Below are 18,018 nucleotides of genomic sequence, written 5' to 3' on the forward strand. Positions count from 1 at the left end.
AAGACCATTATCTAGAAATATCTTGAGACGTCCAAGTATTTTCTTTATTACTGGACTCTTATTAGAGAGTAAAACTAAGCCTGAGATAGGGCTTAAATATTAATATACGAGAGGAATGGAACAAGGAATTAAAAAAGGGCTTGAAAAAGGCATTGAAAAAGGCATTCAACAGGGGAAAATTCAAATGATTAAAAATATGTATGATCTTGGTATACCACTTGAAACGATTGCTAAGGCAAGTAAATTAAGTTTGCATGAGATTGAGCATATTTTAGGACATAAATAGTGATAAAAAAAGAGCTTGAATAGTTTCAAGCTCTTTTTTTATCAAATTTCCTCAATACTATCCAATTGAGTCTTATAACACTCATCACACTCTGACCTAGTAGGAAGAATCCCTCTTTCATCAGGTAATAAAACCCTCAAAACTTCTCGATCCATCTCTACGAAAGACTTCATAATAATGGGATATCCTTCAATAATATTCGTATACTCAATCCCTTGTTCAAACTTTTTTCCGCTCTTTATTTCTTCTATTATGGTACAAAAAACACTATGCGCGACTTCAGGATCCATATTTAATGCTATTTGTAAATCTTGATGATTAAAGTTATCTCTTAGACCATGCGTATGATAATTAGCATGGATGCCATCAATATCTTCTGCTAATATGCTATGCATGTACCATTCATCTGCATCCTCTTCTAAATCTTCATCAAACAAATTCGGATCATACCACACGTCCTCGTAATCTCCAGCAATTAAAAATCTCCAACCAGGTGGTAACCCTAAATACTTCTTTATTTCAGGTGCCCATTCATCAATATGTTGAACATGTAAAGGAAGAAAGAAATCTTCTTCTGTCCCCATTTCTTCACCAGCCCAAATGTACCAACCTGTCGTTCCGTTTTCTATAGGCATTCGTAACCCATTAATCGGAACAATACCATCTTTCACATTTTGCGCTATTCCTAATTTCAAGTCATTCGGAGATTCTACATACTCCGCTTTATATTTATCACATATACTCCTCTGTTCTTTTATGTATTTTTCCATCCTTTTAGCACACTCCCCAATTTTTGAAAGATAGATTTCTTTGCCGAAGCACTCTCTAACTTCCATACCCCACACGGATTATAAAATGGATCCTCTTGTTCATAACGATTATCTATATAATGAGATAAGAGATACACTGGAGCATCTTCTGTGAAACTAATTGTATCTCCATCTTTCAAATTAGGTTTTTCCAATATATTATGTAGGTTAAAATCATTCAATAAATCTACAGCTACTTCCGGATCTATCCCTCCGTCTAAAACAACGTCTGGTAGATTAAATGCTTGCATTCCACATGAATAATAACCGTCCTCTTCATCTCCAACTAAAGTTACAAGGTGCGAATACATCGGGAAGATTTCCTTATCCTCTGTAAGCTCTTGCCATTCTTCTTTCGAATAAGCCACACCTGCTGTTTCAACTTTTAAAGCAAGTCCACCTGCATTTAAAAGTTCCATTCCTACATCAATTACTTCTTGTAATCTCTCTGTATCGTCAACTTTTGCAATAACATACACTGTATAAGTATGCTTCTCCAACTCCTGAAGCAATTCTTCATCAAAACGCTCACCACCTGCATAGAAGAAAGCCTCTCTCAAAGAAGGGTCTTGTTCATATATATCAATTTCAAAGCCAATCTCTTTCTCCTTATGGTGCATAACATTTCCCGCTAATATATAGTTACTTTTACTCACAACTTCTTGTATTAATTCTGTTCTATCTTTCCATAAACCAGGTACTCCAATAACGATTTGTGTCTCCATCATATGCACTCCACTTCTCATCTATTTTCAATCTATTCTTTCAATCTTCCAAACTAAATTAGCTGGGATATCTTTCTCTAAAAAGGTTAACATCCATACAGTTTTTCCTTTATCGTTCATCAGTAGCACTTTATGATTTAACTTCCAAGCCACTTCACTAACATGATGAAACATCTTATACATATCTTCTTCTCTAATAAGCTTTTCCTTTTTGATTAACCGCCTCGTTCTATACTCTCTTATTTCTAAGTACACGTCAGCATAAGCCACTTCATGCTGACATGTTATATTACATACGTATTTTTTATTCGGACTACTCTTTTTTATATATACGAACTCGTTTCTATAATTCAATTCTAGTATCTTATTCTTCACTTTTTCTAACTCTTCTATATCCCAATCATATTTCACAGCTAAACGCTTCATTTCCGCATGAATGATTTGAAGGGCTAATTCTTTTTTCTCTCTATCTGATAAATATGGAAAATCCCTCACACTCCCATATTCCACAAAAGCATTCATATATTCAGGGAAAATTCGATATTTCTTCTCCCACTCATCGAGTAATGAAATATCATCCACACAATGAATCAAAATACCTTTCTCATACTCCATTCTTAACTTTGGCATATGTCGACAATATAAAGAAGTAATACAGCTCGTCTCTTTACCAAAAGAGATATCTTCATCGTAGTTGCTTGTAGATGCTAACTGTAATGTCTCAGTGCTTCTAGTATGCTCTTTTACTTTTAGAAAACTCAATTGTATATCTCTTATAACTGGCATTTGCTCTCTCCTCTTCGCAATACAACTATGAAACATCTTTGTTAATACGCCTTAATCAATTTCAAGCCATCCCATTCCCATAGAAAGAAATAACAGCCCGATTACAAAAAAGAGACCCCCAGTTAAAAAATAGAACGGTGCTCCGTGCAATGGATCACTAAATAACTCTATCAAATTTCCAGCTACTACTTTCCATTTCTCTTTCTTTGAATTTTTTTCTTTTATTTCTTTAACAAATCGATAGATACTTATACTAATCAAAATAATTCCTATTAATAGGCATCCTACTATGATTAAAATCTCCAAATATAACACTCCATGTGTACATTTATATTTATTTTCGTTTACATACTATTGTTATTCATAATCCATTTTAGCTAATAAACAAACGAAAGAGAACTAGGTGGATTAATGTTTACTTAAAAATAAAAAGTCCGAAACTATATAAAGTGATTTCGGACTTTTTATTTTTAAAATATTAAATTACATTTCGAACAAAAAGGAGCTGAATTTCCTCTTCTAATTTTTGTATCACATTTTGGACAATATACATATCGTTCCTCTACCTTTTGTCGTTCTATCATGTGTAAAGATACTATTTTCATACTGCACATAATTCCAATTAAGATAAGGCTAAAAATGAGTAGCACAACGCTCTTCCTCCCTTAACTACTTACCTATATTTTACCATTAAATAAAGATAATTTTATACTTATAATCCTATCTTGTCCTTCATACTGGAAGAAACTTTCTTTACTTCTATTTACTCATCAGTGTGATTCTTTTTTGTCTATATAAATAAAGAATACCTGTAACAATAAAAACAATCACGCCAAAATACAAGCCATACTCTATCGCAACTGCTACAATTCTTTCAATATGTTGTCCAAATAAAGAACCTAGCACAAAGTAAACGAGTGTCCAAAGAAATCCTGTCGTATAAGAATACAAAGCATACGTCTTAAATGACATGTTATTCATTCCAACTAAATACGGTACAACATGTCTTACAACTGGTATGAAGTAACTTGTAACTAATGCATAATGACCATACTTCTCTACCATCTCTTGCGATTTCACAACATACTTTGCTTTTTTCTTTTTCATTAGCTTATCAAGTACTTTTGTACCAAATATTTTCCCTAATATATAGCCTAAAGAAAGTCCGGACACAACGCCTAAATACGTTAATAAAAACGCAGGAATAACATTTAATATACCTAATGAAGATACAAATCCTCCACTCATAACAATCATTTCATCTGGAATTGGCATACCGATAATACCTAACCATAAACAGAAAAATAATGCCCAATAACCGTACTGCTCAATATAGGATAATAATTCATGTAATTCCATTATGCATACGCTCTCCTTAGCTCTTTTTTACAGCTAAAGACGTACGCTGGTGGGAAATTGAGCCACACTTTCTCTAGCGTAATTTCAGGAAAGAAGTGCTGTATAAATCCTTTTTTCACAAGTGAATATTGAAATGTAATAAATTCACCATTCTCATGTATCGCTTCCATTACATTGTTTAAAATACGTTTTGAAACTTCTTCTGGTAAAGAAGTAAAAGGTAATCCCGATAAAACGTAATCCACGCATTCTATATGGAACTCTTCCATATACTTCTTTATATTTTCAGCTGAACCGTGCACAACAATGACGTTCTGCTCATCTTTAAATTTTCTCTTTAGCTCTTTGCAAAACACTTCATTAATTTCAATAAGAAGAAATATTGTTTCCTTCTTTTTTCTCTTCATAATCTCTTTCGTAAAGACCCCTGTACCAGGCCCTAACTCTACAATACATTTCGCTTTATTAAAATCAATTACATCGACCATTTTCTTTGCTAATATTTTTGAACTTGGCGCAATTGCACCAGTATGTTTCGGATGTTTCATAAATTCATGTAAGAATGTTATGAGTTGCATATAAACCTCTCCTCATTCGTTCGGTAGTTTTTAACTTGTGTCTAAGTATAACTATCGTTTCTTAATAAAAATTGAGGAAGTTTCTTAAGATTTTATGAAGAATAAAAAAACAGCTATCGCCTGTAGCGATAGCTGCCCCTTATTACTTCGCACTCACGATCTTATAATAAGAACGAACAGTTAAGAAGTAATATCCAATATAAATAGCGCCGTATACTCCGATACTAATTAGAAGCGGAATCATAATTTCAAATGGTAGTATGTTCCCTAAACCTTTTAATGCAAACAAGCTGTGCAGGATTCCGATTACTAACGGGATTGCAAAGATAAAGCTTACTTGTTTTGCAATAGCTTTTTTCATTTCTTGTTTTGTGACCCCTATTTTGTGAAGTACAACATAACGCTCACGATCAGCATTTGCTTCTGTTAATTGTTTAAAGTAAATGATAGAACCTGTTGCTAGTAAGAATACAAGCCCTAAGAACATTCCAATAAACATCATTAATCCTGTTCCTTCAAGCCCCATATGGAAACCAGTGTAGAAATCTCTAAATGATAACACCATTTCTGATTCACCAGCTGGCATCACTTTTGTTAATTTTTCCGTTAACACTTTACTGTTTTTCTCATCTTTCACATCAATATTTTTTACAATACGTGTTCCAAATGCTTGTTTCGCTTGTTCATACATTTCATCTGAAACGACAACAACTAATTCACCTAAATTTGTAATCGCAACGTCATTTGCACCTTGGATTTTTAATTGCTTCGTTTCGTTCCCAATTTGGAATACTGCTTTGTTTCCTTTATATTGTGGACTAAACTCATGTCCTTCAATATACGAACTATCATATATAAATGCTTCATCAGCAGCTACATTCACTGTTTCTGCGTCGATTTTCTTAGCAAGCTTATTAAATTCAGATTGAGACATAAATTGATATTTCTCTGAGATACTGTAGTTCATATTAAAGATGAAATCAACTTTATCTCCTTCAAACTTCCCTTTTACAGGAACTGCCTCAATTTCAAATTGATCTTTAATCGGATGATCTTTCTTCTCTTCTGCAAAAATCGCATTTACTTTCTTATCAAGCGCTGCATCTTTTTTCTCATAAGAATAGCTATATGGTGCAACTGCTTTTGATTGCGTAAATGTGTTGTAATACATCGTAACAGACGTACCAACCGCTGTTAATGTTACCGCACTTAAAATAGAAATTGTCGCAAGTGATTTTGCATTTCCTTTAATACGATATAGTAGCTGCGACGTCGTTACCATATTCATACCGTTATAAAACGATGATTTATTATTTCTTGCACGTTTCAATACGAATACTGTAAAGAACATAAATAGTAAGTACGTACCTAATACTGTCGCCAATAAAATATAAAGTGCAACTGCCATAAAGTCTGCATATTTAACTGCTTTCATGAACATTAATGCTAAAAAATAACCTGAACCGATTAAGATAACTGAAATTAATGCCATAATAACTGATCCTTTTGGCATTGCTTCTCCTTCACGTTCGGCGCGGAAAAGTTCAATTAGCTTAAATCGATAAATTAAACGATATCCTTGAAGTGATGTATATAAAATAATCACAAAGAAAATAAGTGCTGTATCAATAATGGCAGCCATCGGTACTTCAAAATGAACATTTAAGTTTAATCCCATCATGCTTACTAGCAGTTCAAGGAATAATTTTGAAAGGACACTACCAATCGCAATACCGATAATTAAAGACATTAATCCCATTAACATATTTTCATAAAAGAGCATTTTACCAATTTGTCTTTTACGGATACCTAATAACGAATATAAGCCAACTTCTTTTTTACGTTTACGTGTAAAGAAACCGTTCGAATATATAATAAACACTGCTACGAAAATGATAAGCATGACACTTGAAACTTGGAACGCTCCGCTAATTTTTTTTGAAGCTTCTGCAGCTTTTTCCATTTGTGAATTGTATTGCAATGCTTTAAATGTAAAATAAATAACGATACTAAAAATCATAGATGCAAAATATACAAAGTAGTCTTTAAAGTTCCGCTGTATGTTGCGGAGGGCAATGCTAGATAAGGTCATCAGCCATACCCCCAGAAATAGAAGACATTACATCAACAATTTTTTGGAAGAACTGTTTACGCGTCGATTCACCGCGGTGCAATTCTTTATATAGTTCACCATCTTTAATGAAAATAACTCGTTTACAATAACTTGCTGCAAATGCATCATGCGTTACCATTAAAATTGTTGAGTTATCATATTCGTTTAACGACTTCATACTTTCAAGTAAATCTGTTGCAGATTTAGAATCAAGCGCTCCAGTTGGCTCGTCTCCGAAAATCATACTTGGATTCGTAACAATCGCACGTGATGCTGCGCAGCGCTGCTTCTGTCCACCAGATACTTGATATGGGAACTGACTTAAAATATGATCAATACCGAATTTCTTTGAGATTTCAAGAACGCGGCGATCAATCTCACTCGCTTTCACCTTTGATAACGCAAGTGGTAAAGCGATATTCTCTTTCACCGTTAACGTATCTAATAAGTTATAATCTTGGAAAATGAAACCTAAATGATCGCGGCGGAATAACGCTAACTTATCGTCATTCATTTTTACGATATCTTTTCCATCAATTAAAATTTCACCGTTCGTCGCATTATCAATTGTAGAAAGAACATTTAGTAGAGTCGTCTTACCAGAACCTGAAGGTCCCATAATTCCAACGAACTCACCTTCTTTTACTTGTAAGTTAATACCTTTTAACGCTGCAAATTTATTACCACCCGTGTCATATACTTTTTCAATATTTTTTGCTTCTAGCACTGTTTTCATCTCGACATCCCTCATTTCATCTATTCTCTATTTTCAACTATATACACTCTCTACTCTTGCCACTATCGATGTTTCTTACACAAACATGACAGTTATGTAAGGCACATAAGTAAAGAAATCAAAAAGTTAACGTAATGAATTAAAGTACTTTGTTACTATAACATTGGGATATCATACCATCCATTCATTCTCCTTACAGGAACATTACAATTTTGTAAGGTAAAAAATGCACCTACAAAGTTGTGCACGAAATGTCGGATGGAGCTATTTCGTTCCTGCTATTCTATGTACAGAGGAGGTCATAATATGGATTCACTTAAAAATATGAATGCTGCAATGCGCTATATTGAAGATAACCTTACGAATGAAATTGATTTTAAAGAAGTTGCGAGGCTAGCTCTTTGTTCTGAGTATCACTTTAAAAGAATGTTTTCGTTTTTAGCAGGTATATCACTATCAGAATATATTCGCTGTAGACGTCTTACTCTCGCTGCCTTTGAACTAAAAAACAGCAATGTAAAAGTCATTGATATCGCTATAAAATATGGATACAACTCACCAGATTCATTCGCTCGTGCATTTCAAAACTTGCACGGTATAACACCTTCAGAAGCCCGAAATAGTAGCCATTCTTTGAAGGCTTATTCACCAATGACCTTCCAATTATCCATTCAAGGAGGAAATGAAATGAATTATCGAATTGAAGAAAAAGAGCCATTTCGAATTATAGGTATTACAAAACGAGTACCAATCGTTTTTAATGGTGTAAATGAAGAAATTGCTTCTATGTGGAAAAGTTTAAACCCAGAGTCTATTCAAACATTAAAGTCCCTTTCAAACATTGAACCTACTGGAATTATTAGTGCCTCTACTAATTTTTCTGAAGGAAGAATGGAGGAAAAAGGCGAACTCGATCACTACATTGGAGTAGCCACAACGAAAGATTGCCCAGAGCAATTCGTACAACTTGAAGTTGCAGCTTCAACATGGGCTATATTTGAAGCTGTCGGGCCGTTTCCTGATGCACTACAAAATGTATGGGGACGTATTTATTCTGAATGGTTCCCTTCTTCGAACTATGAACTAGCGGAAGGGCCGGAAATATTGTGGAATGAACAGAAAGATATATCTTCTCCAAACTTCAAAAGTGAAATTTGGATACCGGTTTTAAAGAAGTGATAACAAAAGGAAAGAGCTAGGCATTGTGCTTAGCTCTTTTTACATATTTGCTTACTCGTAAAAGTGTATATATTTCATCAGTTCTTCCATTCCTTTAAATTGGAGTAATAGTTGAGTGTTCAAGTTTTCTAAAGCCAACTGAAAGGAACGTTCAATTTTTCCATAAGGTAATGTTTCTAAATCATCTAGCAAGCTTTTCATATTTTCTATATAATACACGGTTTTTCTCAAACTGCTTATAACCAGTATTTTACGCAGTTCTGATATTGGAAACATTCTATAACCGTTTTCTTTATTTCTTTCTGAGTGGACTAACCCTTCATGTTCCCAATGACGGATAGCCGAAGTATTTACGCCTGCTATTTTTGCAGCCTCTCCAATGCTCATACGTTCACTTAACTCTACATTTTTATATTTAGTAAAATCAGCATTTCGAATCATGTTTAGTATTTCTTCTACTCGCTTTTTCTCCACCTGAATATTGAATTGCTGTTCATTAATTAACCAGAGTGCTTCTTCAAACTTTACGTTTTTAATCATCCTCATAACTTTATAAACAATAGGTATATCATATCCTTTTAATAATGCTCTAATGGTAATAAATGCTTGAAAGTGTATCGATGTATAAAACCGGTGATTACTTTCCGTTCTTGGCACAACAGGAATGAGATTTTGTTCTTCATATCTTCTCAAAGTTGTTGTGCTAACATTTAAGACATTCGCAATTTGTTTAGGACTATATGTCTTCATTTATTAACTCCTTTTTAAAGTTAAACCTTAAAGTGCTACATTAACATATTTCAAATAAAATCCTTATATATACGAGAAAAAAATCATAAATCCGGAAGATTGCATGAATGTTATATGATTTTAGTATAAACAATTTAGGAGTGATAGAAATGGAGAAAATCATAAAACTTACGGACGAATCAGTATTAAAGGTTGGTTTGGTTGGAAATCCAAAATTTAGAACAATCATGCTCCCAGTTGCTAAAGAATCTGTATATGGGCAAGATGCTGAAACTTTAAAGTTGTGGGGGGTAGATCCTGAATTTGGAAAACATTTTATTGATGGACTCATAGATAAGTTTCAGATTTTATATTTTGACTACGAAGGTCATCGTTTGCAACATCCAAATCCAGAGAATCTCACACCTGAAAATATAGTAAAAGACCTATTAACAATTGCTGACGAAATGAATATTAATAAGTTTAGTTATTATGGTTACTCTTGGTTAGCTTTAGCTGGGTTACAATTAGCCATTCGAACGGATAGATTAGACAGTATAATCATGGGCGGGTTTCCACCAATAGATGGTCCATATAAAGAAATGATGGTAGTAACAAATAAAACATACGAGCAAGCTGTGAATAATCACAATTCTCCTGTTATTGATCAAGCACATATTAATCCTGAAAAAATTGATTGGGATAACATACAGATAAAGATCGACATGAGTCAAACTAAACAGTTTGTTACAATGTACGAGAATTTGATGGAGTTTGATGATCAAGACATCCAACATAAACTAATCATTCCGAGATTAGCGTTTTCTGGGGAAAAAGACACTATTGTTTACGGTAAAAATTTTGGCAATGTAGTAGTTGATATTATTGGTATACTTCAAAAAAACAAACAAAAGTTAGAACATCTTGGATGGGATATAGAAATCTTAAGAGGAAATGATATGGATCACACTAAGGCTATGCAACCTATAACAGTTCTGTCATTGATAAAGCCTTGGTTAATTAAAAATTTGAATATAACTTATTAAATATAGTAATTCGAATACCCTAAAAACAAAGCTGCTCTTCCCTAAAAGGAAAAGCAGCTTTATTTACATTTTCAACTCTTCTTTATAAATACTATATGACTTTATTGTTGATACGATAATACATATTAATATGATTCCAATCCCCATAAAAATATTAAATGGATCTGGAAGCAAAGCCCCGGCATATATACAAAGTGAACCTATTACAAATACCCTCGAAGCAAATCTATGTGTTTTTCTCCAAACTACAGGATTTTCTAATGTCCAGTCCATTCGAATGCCTACTAACCCGTTCGGCTTCGTTTGTTGCATGTAATTACCTAGTACAAGAAACAATGTTCCAAGTCCAAAATTAAATGCAATTGAGCCCGATGCAATATAATTAGACGCTGCTAATAGCGCAAATAAGTTACAACCGAATCCTATTAAAAGAATTGCATAATGGACTGCGGAAAGGACTTTAGCATGCTGTTTATACTTATCTTTCGTTACATCAATATACCCAAGAGCTAGCCATATCAAATACAGCAACATCATGCTACCTATTGAAACAGAACTTGCTTCTACTTTAGAAAAATATCCATCTACTACTCCTGCCGCATTATAATGGCGTGGAATTTGTTCTGGTAAATATGGCCATACAATATACCATCCAATTGCAATGCCAATAATTAAACTCCATGGTAATACGTGTCTTTTCATCCTCTCTCCCCCATAATTTTTTATTAGGCCCCTATTTCTTTTTTATAAGCAACATAAGAATATCCCATCGTTAATCCTACTGCACCAATAATAATTCCAACCATTACGAAAGATTTCCACGCCACTGGTGCAAAAACACTTAAAATCATAATGATCCCCAATGCAACAAACACCTTTCCGCTAAAACGGTGCGTTTTTCTCCACACTTCTTCGTTACTTAATGTCCACGGTGTTTTTATACCTACAAAGTAGTTTGGTTTACATTGTGGTAAATAGTTTCCGATGACTATAAATAAAATACCCACTAATAATTCCGGCACGCGATTAATGAATAAATTGTATCCTAATCCACTTGTAATAATATCTATATTCCCTACAAATAGTAGCAGTAGTATCCCGTTATTCATCATCATAAAAGCTTTAGAAAACTTCTCGTAGTTCGCTTTCTTTGGATCAATCTTTGGTAACACGTTTAGAAAAATATATAAAACAATCATAATTCCAACCATAGAAAGCATTCCATACGATTTAGAAGAATATCCATCTACTTTACCGCCGCTCCAATGCGTTGCAATTGTATCCGGTAAATGTGGCCAAGCAAACGCCCAAGCTAAACAAGTTATAACAATTAATAAGATTGCAAAAAGATGCTTTTTCATTTCCCCTCTTCCCCCTTATTCGTAAATGTAAACACCCAAGTCAATAAATCTTGAAAGACCGTTGTGTTTAAAGAGTACATAACGAATTGCCCTTTCTTTTCATCTTGAATAAGTTCAGCATTTTTAAGTGCATTTAAGTGGTGTGAAATACTTGGTTTTGTCATATTGAAATGTTCAGCAATCTCACCAGCGGTTAGATCGCCTTCTTTTAATAAGTCTAAAATTTTTCGCCTTGTTGGATCTGCTAATGCTTTGAATGCTTGATTCAATGTCTTTCTTCCTTTCGATAATTAGACATTTAGATATTTATCTAAATATTAAACCAATTACCGTTATTTGTCAATTTCATCCAGCGCCCTTTTTACTTTTCTCACTTTTAACCTATACTGTTTACTAGCTTATCTTTCAACATAATGAAAAGACTTGAAACACATGATACACTATAGCTACAATTGTTTTTTTTGAGGAGGAATATACATATGTATAAAATTTTAATCGTTGAAGACGATCCAAATATTTCATCATTACTGCAATCTCACATTCAGAAGTACGGTTATGAGGCTGTGGTAGCGGAGAATTTCGATGATATTATGGAATCGTTTAACGCAGTGAAACCCCATCTTGTTTTACTTGATGTAAACTTACCGAAATTCGATGGTTTCTACTGGTGCCGTCAAATTCGTCATGAATCTACTTGTCCAATTATTTTCATTTCAGCGCGTGCTGGTGAGATGGAACAAATTATGGCAATTGAAAGCGGTGCGGATGATTACATTACAAAACCATTCCACTACGACGTTGTAATGGCGAAAATCAAAGGACAATTACGCCGTATTTACGGTGATTATGCACCAAATATTTCGGAACGTATCGTTGAAGTAGAAGGATTAAAACTATTCCCTGAACGTCCAGAAATTCACTTCGGATCTGAACAAGTTCTTTTAACGAAGAAAGAAGCTATTTTAGCTGAAATGTTATTATCTAAATTTCCTCGTACAGCGAGCCGTGAAGATTTATTAGCTGCGCTTTGGGATGACGAAAGCTTCGTTGAGGAAAATACATTAAACGTAAACATTACACGTCTTCGTAAAAAGTTTAATGAGCTTGGCATTGAGAACTCTATTGAAACAGTACGTGGACTTGGATATCGCTTTAACGCAACTTGGAGTGAATAAGCATGAAGCTATTTTTACGTGATCATTTTGCATTTTTCCTACTGTACGTTTTAAACTTCGGTATCATTTTCGTTCTTTATGATGCAGTAGATGGATTTCAAAACAATAAATTTTACTTCGTCGTTTTAAGTTTATATTTATTTATTTGTTTCCTCGCTTACCGTTACGTTCGCAATCGTAGAATGTACCATAGATTAAGTGAGCAACCAGAAAAAATGGAAGATGCGTTTATTGAAAGAGCGACTGCTCCGATGCCTCACGGTGTCAATGAACTCGTGCGTACGCAGTACCGCCTCTTCCAAAAAGAACTACAATCGTATGAAGTAAAACAACAAGAACATCAACTATTCATTAACCATTGGGTACATCAAATGAAGACACCTGTTTCTGTTATGCAGCTTATGGTGCTAGAAATGGAAGACGAGCATTTAATTCCAAAGTTTAAAAAAGAATTAGAGCGTCTAAACCAAGGGCTTGATATGGCTTTATACATGGCTAGGTTAAATAACTTCCATGAAGATTTCCATGTCGAGACGATTTCATTAAAAGATACGGTAACAAAAAATATTAATGGATTAAAAGAACTATTCATTCGTAATGGTGTCTTCCCTGTTTTAGAAGTCCATTCTGATTTAAAAGTTGCTTCTGATGCGAAATGGCTAAAATTTATCATCTATCAATTAATGACAAACGCTGTTCGTTACTCCGGTGAGCGCGGAAAGAAAGTTTTCTTATCTGCTTACCGAAACGGAAAAGATATTATTTTAGAAGTTCGTGATGAAGGTGTTGGTATTCCACAAGAAGATATTCGAAGAGTATTTGAACCGTTTTACACTGGGAAAAACGGTCGCGCCTTCGGAGAATCTACTGGTATGGGACTTTATATTGTAAGTAAAATTTGTGATTATTTAGGTCACTCTGTCAAACTAGATTCTGAAGTTGGTAAAGGAACGACCATTAAAATCATCTTCCACAATGCTGCAAATAATCAAGCAGAACATACGGAGAAGGTGACCGAAGTATGATCGTAACATATGCAAGCAAAATGTATGAGAACTCACTCTCATACATTTTTTGCAATACAACTACTTCTATATCTTCTAGCCGGAGGTATAATCTATGACATTTTGGCAATTTGCATTTAAAAACGTCACGCGCAACTCCAGAGCTTATTTTGCTTACTTTGTAAGTAGCTCCTTTTCCATTGCTGTGTTCTTTTCGTTTGCTGTTTACTTATTCCATCCGAAATTACAAAACTTTGACATGACCTCTGAAATTTCAGGATTAATGATATTTTCAGAAGTAGTAATTGTATTTTTCTCTTTCTTCTTTTTACTATATTCCATTGGTACTTTTTTAAAAGTTAGAAAAAAACAATTTGGTATTTTGACCATTTTAGGAATATCGAGAAAACAATTACATCGTCTTATTTTTATGGAGAATATGTTAATCGGGATTTTATCTATCTTTTTCGGCATGCAGTTTGGAGTTGTTTTTTCTCAATTTTTTTTATTAGTAACAGCCAAACTTACCCATGTTCCAGGAATATATTTATACGGGCCTACTAACGCGTTTATTTTAACAACCATTGTTTTCCTTAGTCTTTTTATCATTGTATCTGCATTCACACCAATGCTTATTCGTACAAAAAAAGCAGTACACCTTTTAAAAACAAATGGTGGAAAACAAAAAGAAAGAAAACCATCCATACTTGTTTCATTATTTGGTGCGATTTGTTTATTTGGTGGTTATGCGTTAGCTGGAAATCCTAAATATTTCGTATCAGTAAGCCCGCAAATCGGTGTTATATATATGGTTTCAAGTATTTTCGTTATCCCAACGCTTGTTACAATTGGAACATATTTCTTCTTTTCACAAATTAGTTTCTTACTTATTTATATTTTAAAGAAAAGAAGGAAGTTTTATATGAAACGGATTAATATGCTTTGGATTTCGGATTTAGCAAGCCGTATTCGAACGAATATTAATATGCTGTTTATTGTAGCGATGCTATCTACAATTGCTTTCACAATGATTACGTTTCTATATGGATTCGGGAAATTTATTAAGCTAGAGGTGAATAGAACTTCTCCTTTTCCAATTTCTTATTTTTCTTATGATGCGAACCCTTTTGTTACAGAACATTTAAATTGGCTCGAGCAACAATTACAAAAAGAGCATTTCCCTTATCAAAAAATAAAAGCTGATATATATGAAACACCACTAAAAGAAGATAAAGATATAGCTATTTATAATGACGTATACGCAATTAAGCAAAGTGACTATAACAAACTTGCAGATTCTTTACGAATGAAACAACTATTTATGGATGATAACGAAGCATATGTGCTAACAGGGACATCTTATATCACCATATTCAACGAATTTGAGCAAAGCTACAAAAGAGATTACATTACACTCTCTAGTACAAATACGAAATTACGAGTAAAAGGTTATGAGCATGTAAACGCAATCCCATCTGACTTTTCATATCAAACGATAGTGTTGCCTGATATTATCGTAAATAACTTACCTAACACCGTAAAACATATATCAGCATACAATTACAAAATTCAAAACTGGGAACAGACATATGAAATTGCTGATAATTTTATAGAAAAAGTGCAAAAAGATCGAAATAAATCCCAGTATGAAGGACCTCTTATTCGTTCCTTTGAATCAGCAGGATCGTTATACAAAATAACATCAGGCAGTGCTGCATTTTTCCTAATTGGGACATTTTTAGGAGTTATTTTCTTCATTGGAGCTGGTAGCGTTCTTTACTTTAGAATGTATACGGATTTGACGAACGAACAAGAGAAATATATAACGATTTCTAAAATCGGTGTAACAGATACAGAGATGAAACGATCTGCAACCATTCAACTTAGTATTTTATTTTTCATTCCGTACATTATGGCATCCATTCATACAATGTTCGCAACAAAAATGCTACAAGATGTAATTGGTTTATCTCTGTTCAAAGAAGTTTCAGCCGTTCTTATTATTTTTGGATTCGTTGAAATCGTATTTTTCTTATTCATTCGTTCACTTTATATGCAAAAATTATCACATTACACGAGTGGACAAAATATTTAAAACAAACTTGATGAAAAGAGTATCTCTCATACTCTTTTCATCTTCACCCTATTAGGAGGTTTAGGTGAATGACATTTTGGCAGTTTGCATTTAAAAACGTGACGCGGAACGCCAGAGCTTATTTCGCCTATTTTGTAAGCAGTGCGTTCTCCATTGCAATCTTTTTCTCATTTGCAGTTTATTTATTTCATCCGAAATTGCATATGACAGACGTTAATTATTATCTGAACATATTAATGACAATTTCAGAGGTTGTCATTGTGTTCTTTTCATTTTTCTTTTTACTGTATTCAATCGGGACGTTTTTAAAAGTACGAAAAAAACAGTTCGGGATTTTAACAGTACTTGGCATATCTCAAAAACAATTAAAACGACTCATATTTATAGAAAATATGTTAATTGGTGTTCTTTCTATATTTTTTGGCATTCAACTTGGAGTTGTCTTTTCACAGTTCTTTTTGTTAGTTACCGCCAAAATTACACACGTACCTGGTTTATATTTATATGGGCCTACAAGTGCTATCGTTTTAACTATCATCATCTTTCTTGGGCTCTTCATTCTCGTATCATCTTTTACACCGATGCTCATTCGTACGAGAAAAGCCGTACGTCTTTTGAAAGAAGGAACACAACAAAAAGAAAGAAAAGCATCCGTGCTCATCTCTCTATTTGGTGCGACGTGTTTAATATGTGGATATGCGTTAGCCGCAAATCCGTTGTATTTTATGTCGCTAGGTGACATCATTGGGCTTTTATATGCCGTCTCTAGTATATTTGTCATCCCATCCCTTATTGCAGCTGGAACATACTTTTTCTTTTCACAAATTAGTTTTTTACTTATTCGTATTTTAAAAACGCGAAGAACGTTTTATATGAAACGAATTAATATGCTTTGGATTTCTGATCTAGCATCACGTATTCGGACGAATATTAATATGCTCTTTATTGTAGCGATGCTATCGACGCTCGCTTTTACAATGATTACATTCTTATATGGATTCGGGAAGTTTACAAAGTTTGATGCGATTAGACAAAACCCTTTCCCGTTTACGTATTTATCGCATACTGAAAATACGTTAGCTGATGAACATTTAAACTGGTTAGAGCAGAAATTTAATGAAGAGCATTTTACTTATATGAAATTTAAAACGGATATATATGAAGTATCTTCAGCTGAAGATAACACGCAGCTCTATTACGCAATTAAACAAAGTGACTATAATGTACTTGCTAAGGCTTTAAATTGGGAAACGCTCACAGTAAATAAGAATGAATCTTATATTCTTATGAAAGACTTAGATGATCAAGTTATTGGAACGCTTCATAATAAAGAACAGAAAAATACTCTTACACTTACTCAAAACAATTTACAACTACAAGTGAAAGAATATAAAAGTTATAGCCCATTCCCAAATAGCTTAATATACAAATTACTCATACTATCTGATGAAAATGTAGAAGCCTTATCCACCGTTTCCAAACAAATGAGTGTATATAACTTCAAAGTTACGGATTGGGAAAAAGCACATAATATCGGTTCATCGTTTATAACAAAAATCGATAACGATAATGCAGCAATTCAAGCAGAGCACCCGCCTTTCCATGCAAGTGAAGCGAGCGATTCTCTATACAAAACAAAACTAAATGTCGCTTCATTCTTCTTAATTGGTACTTTCTTAGGTGTTATTTTCTTTATCGGTGCTGGTAGTGTTCTTTACTTCCGAATGTATACAGATTTAACAAATGAGCAAGAAAAATATATAACGATTACGAAAATTGGCTTAACTGAGACTGAAATGAAACGTTCAGCGACAATTCAGCTTGCGATTCTTTTCTTCGTGCCTTACATTATGGCATCAATCCATACGATGTTTGCGACAAAGATGTTACAAGAAATATTACATCTCTCGTTCTTCGCTGAAATTACAGTCGTACTTATGATTTTTGGAACAATTGAAATTTTATTTTTCCTTTTAATTCGTTCCTTTTATATGCAAAAATTATCACAACACATTAAGTTTTAAAAAGTAGAAAGGT

At 33.6% G+C, this 18,018-nt stretch carries 19 protein-coding genes and 1 pseudogene; 7 read left to right on the plus strand and 13 right to left on the minus strand.

The features are described from left to right. Nucleotides 1-109 precede the first annotated feature (109 nt). Nucleotides 110-286, plus strand: a pseudogene (locus MR168_RS09775) (Rpn family recombination-promoting nuclease/putative transposase); the annotation flags it as partial. Between the two features lie 41 nt (nucleotides 287-327). Here the strand turns inward: MR168_RS09775 and MR168_RS09780 are convergent. The 9 genes from MR168_RS09780 to MR168_RS09820 all read right to left on the minus strand — a co-directional run bounded on the left by MR168_RS09780 (nucleotide 328) and on the right by MR168_RS09820 (nucleotide 7,392). Further along, nucleotides 328-1,056, minus strand: coding sequence for a DUF4262 domain-containing protein (locus tag MR168_RS09780; RefSeq protein ID WP_016123495.1), 729 nt, complete (start codon nucleotides 1,054-1,056; stop codon nucleotides 328-330). Further along, nucleotides 1,041-1,820: a DUF4261 domain-containing protein gene (locus MR168_RS09785; protein WP_042867582.1), complete on the minus strand. Its 780-nt coding sequence runs from the start codon at nucleotides 1,818-1,820 to the stop codon at nucleotides 1,041-1,043. The genes MR168_RS09780 and MR168_RS09785 overlap by 16 nt, the downstream gene beginning before the upstream one ends. A gap of 27 nt (nucleotides 1,821-1,847) precedes the next feature. Beyond that, on the minus strand, nucleotides 1,848-2,606 hold the full coding sequence (locus tag MR168_RS09790) for a hypothetical protein (protein ID WP_086411533.1): 759 nt from the start codon (nucleotides 2,604-2,606) through the stop codon (nucleotides 1,848-1,850). Between the two features lie 51 nt (nucleotides 2,607-2,657). Further along, nucleotides 2,658-2,912 carry a hypothetical protein gene (locus MR168_RS09795; protein ID WP_000404319.1) on the minus strand — a complete coding sequence of 85 codons (255 nt, stop codon included), beginning with the start codon at nucleotides 2,910-2,912 and terminating at the stop codon, nucleotides 2,658-2,660. A 164-nt stretch (nucleotides 2,913-3,076) separates the two neighbouring features. Further along, on the minus strand, nucleotides 3,077-3,256 hold the full coding sequence (locus MR168_RS33640) for a hypothetical protein (RefSeq protein ID WP_001986677.1): 180 nt from the start codon (nucleotides 3,254-3,256) through the stop codon (nucleotides 3,077-3,079). A 109-nt stretch (nucleotides 3,257-3,365) separates the two neighbouring features. Next, nucleotides 3,366-3,965, minus strand: a complete 600-nt coding sequence (locus tag MR168_RS09805; RefSeq protein ID WP_025709992.1) for a DedA family protein — start codon at nucleotides 3,963-3,965, stop codon at nucleotides 3,366-3,368. Next, nucleotides 3,965-4,543 (minus strand): class I SAM-dependent methyltransferase, encoded by a 579-nt coding sequence (locus tag MR168_RS09810; RefSeq protein WP_001176087.1) that lies wholly within the window; start codon nucleotides 4,541-4,543, stop codon nucleotides 3,965-3,967. The genes MR168_RS09805 and MR168_RS09810 overlap by 1 nt, the downstream gene beginning before the upstream one ends. A gap of 142 nt (nucleotides 4,544-4,685) precedes the next feature. Continuing rightward, nucleotides 4,686-6,635 carry an ABC transporter permease gene (locus MR168_RS09815; protein ID WP_086411534.1) on the minus strand — a complete coding sequence of 650 codons (1,950 nt, stop codon included), beginning with the start codon at nucleotides 6,633-6,635 and terminating at the stop codon, nucleotides 4,686-4,688. Then, entirely contained in the window at nucleotides 6,622-7,392 is a 771-nt protein-coding gene (locus MR168_RS09820; RefSeq protein WP_000859655.1) for an ABC transporter ATP-binding protein, read from the minus strand. The genes MR168_RS09815 and MR168_RS09820 overlap by 14 nt, the downstream gene beginning before the upstream one ends. A 306-nt stretch (nucleotides 7,393-7,698) precedes the next feature. Between MR168_RS09820 and MR168_RS09825 the strand changes: the two genes are divergently transcribed. Next, nucleotides 7,699-8,571, plus strand: a complete 873-nt coding sequence (locus MR168_RS09825) for an AraC family transcriptional regulator (RefSeq protein ID WP_000377719.1) — start codon at nucleotides 7,699-7,701, stop codon at nucleotides 8,569-8,571. 51 nt (nucleotides 8,572-8,622) lie between these two features. Here MR168_RS09825 and MR168_RS09830 read toward each other — a convergent pair whose 3' ends face one another. Continuing rightward, a complete protein-coding gene (locus MR168_RS09830) occupies nucleotides 8,623-9,321 on the minus strand; it encodes a MerR family DNA-binding transcriptional regulator (RefSeq protein WP_000861047.1) in 699 nt (232 codons plus the stop codon). 149 nt (nucleotides 9,322-9,470) lie between these two features. On the opposite strand from MR168_RS09830, the gene MR168_RS09835 reads away from it, so the two are divergent. Beyond that, nucleotides 9,471-10,346 carry an alpha/beta fold hydrolase gene (locus tag MR168_RS09835; protein WP_016123500.1) on the plus strand — a complete coding sequence of 292 codons (876 nt, stop codon included), beginning with the start codon at nucleotides 9,471-9,473 and terminating at the stop codon, nucleotides 10,344-10,346. 63 nt (nucleotides 10,347-10,409) lie between these two features. On the opposite strand, the gene MR168_RS09840 is transcribed toward MR168_RS09835, so the two are convergent. The 3 genes from MR168_RS09840 to MR168_RS09850 are packed head-to-tail and all read right to left on the minus strand — an operon-like array spanning nucleotide 10,410 to nucleotide 11,976. Further along, nucleotides 10,410-11,048, minus strand: coding sequence for an SdpI family protein (locus tag MR168_RS09840; RefSeq protein ID WP_000820676.1), 639 nt, complete (start codon nucleotides 11,046-11,048; stop codon nucleotides 10,410-10,412). A gap of 23 nt (nucleotides 11,049-11,071) precedes the next feature. Beyond that, entirely contained in the window at nucleotides 11,072-11,707 is a 636-nt protein-coding gene (locus tag MR168_RS09845; protein ID WP_000716363.1) for an SdpI family protein, read from the minus strand. Next, nucleotides 11,704-11,976, minus strand: a complete 273-nt coding sequence (locus tag MR168_RS09850) for an autorepressor SdpR family transcription factor (RefSeq protein WP_001070523.1) — start codon at nucleotides 11,974-11,976, stop codon at nucleotides 11,704-11,706. Before MR168_RS09850 ends, MR168_RS09845 begins: the two co-directional genes overlap by 4 nt. 210 nt (nucleotides 11,977-12,186) lie before the next feature. Here MR168_RS09850 and MR168_RS09855 point away from each other — a divergent pair, with 210 nt between their 5' ends. The 4 genes from MR168_RS09855 to MR168_RS09870 all read left to right on the plus strand — a co-directional run bounded on the left by MR168_RS09855 (nucleotide 12,187) and on the right by MR168_RS09870 (nucleotide 18,005). Next, entirely contained in the window at nucleotides 12,187-12,882 is a 696-nt protein-coding gene (locus MR168_RS09855; protein WP_000276738.1) for a response regulator transcription factor, read from the plus strand. 2 nt (nucleotides 12,883-12,884) lie between these two features. Further along, nucleotides 12,885-13,907 carry a sensor histidine kinase gene (locus MR168_RS09860; RefSeq protein ID WP_000765342.1) on the plus strand — a complete coding sequence of 341 codons (1,023 nt, stop codon included), beginning with the start codon at nucleotides 12,885-12,887 and terminating at the stop codon, nucleotides 13,905-13,907. Nucleotides 13,908-14,001: 94 nt separating this feature from the next. Further along, entirely contained in the window at nucleotides 14,002-15,981 is a 1,980-nt protein-coding gene (locus MR168_RS09865) for an ABC transporter permease (protein ID WP_006929207.1), read from the plus strand. A 68-nt stretch (nucleotides 15,982-16,049) separates the two neighbouring features. Continuing rightward, a complete protein-coding gene (locus tag MR168_RS09870) occupies nucleotides 16,050-18,005 on the plus strand; it encodes an ABC transporter permease (RefSeq protein ID WP_086411536.1) in 1,956 nt (651 codons plus the stop codon). Nucleotides 18,006-18,018 lie beyond the last annotated feature (13 nt).

Source organism: Bacillus cereus group sp. BfR-BA-01356 (assembly GCF_022663635.1).
Taxonomy (GTDB): domain Bacteria; phylum Bacillota; class Bacilli; order Bacillales; family Bacillaceae_G; genus Bacillus_A; species Bacillus_A cereus.

What these genes read in the sequence shown, in the direction of transcription:
- MR168_RS09780 (WP_016123495.1), bottom strand. Translation starts at nt 1,056, where the DNA reads ATGGAAAAATACATAAAAGAACAGAGGAGTATATGTGATAAATATAAA.
- MR168_RS09785 (WP_042867582.1), bottom strand. Translation starts at nt 1,820, where the DNA reads ATGGAGACACAAATCGTTATTGGAGTACCTGGTTTATGGAAAGATAGA.
- MR168_RS09790 (WP_086411533.1), bottom strand. Translation starts at nt 2,606, where the DNA reads ATGCCAGTTATAAGAGATATACAATTGAGTTTTCTAAAAGTAAAAGAG.
- MR168_RS09805 (WP_025709992.1), bottom strand. Translation starts at nt 3,965, where the DNA reads ATGGAATTACATGAATTATTATCCTATATTGAGCAGTACGGTTATTGG.
- MR168_RS09810 (WP_001176087.1), bottom strand. Translation starts at nt 4,543, where the DNA reads ATGCAACTCATAACATTCTTACATGAATTTATGAAACATCCGAAACAT.
- MR168_RS09815 (WP_086411534.1), bottom strand. Translation starts at nt 6,635, where the DNA reads ATGACCTTATCTAGCATTGCCCTCCGCAACATACAGCGGAACTTTAAA.
- MR168_RS09820 (WP_000859655.1), bottom strand. Translation starts at nt 7,392, where the DNA reads ATGAAAACAGTGCTAGAAGCAAAAAATATTGAAAAAGTATATGACACG.
- MR168_RS09825 (WP_000377719.1), top strand. Translation starts at nt 7,699, where the DNA reads ATGGATTCACTTAAAAATATGAATGCTGCAATGCGCTATATTGAAGAT.
- MR168_RS09830 (WP_000861047.1), bottom strand. Translation starts at nt 9,321, where the DNA reads ATGAAGACATATAGTCCTAAACAAATTGCGAATGTCTTAAATGTTAGC.
- MR168_RS09835 (WP_016123500.1), top strand. Translation starts at nt 9,471, where the DNA reads ATGGAGAAAATCATAAAACTTACGGACGAATCAGTATTAAAGGTTGGT.
- MR168_RS09840 (WP_000820676.1), bottom strand. Translation starts at nt 11,048, where the DNA reads ATGAAAAGACACGTATTACCATGGAGTTTAATTATTGGCATTGCAATT.
- MR168_RS09845 (WP_000716363.1), bottom strand. Translation starts at nt 11,707, where the DNA reads ATGAAAAAGCATCTTTTTGCAATCTTATTAATTGTTATAACTTGTTTA.
- MR168_RS09855 (WP_000276738.1), top strand. Translation starts at nt 12,187, where the DNA reads ATGTATAAAATTTTAATCGTTGAAGACGATCCAAATATTTCATCATTA.
- MR168_RS09860 (WP_000765342.1), top strand. Translation starts at nt 12,885, where the DNA reads ATGAAGCTATTTTTACGTGATCATTTTGCATTTTTCCTACTGTACGTT.
- MR168_RS09865 (WP_006929207.1), top strand. Translation starts at nt 14,002, where the DNA reads ATGACATTTTGGCAATTTGCATTTAAAAACGTCACGCGCAACTCCAGA.
- MR168_RS09870 (WP_086411536.1), top strand. Translation starts at nt 16,050, where the DNA reads ATGACATTTTGGCAGTTTGCATTTAAAAACGTGACGCGGAACGCCAGA.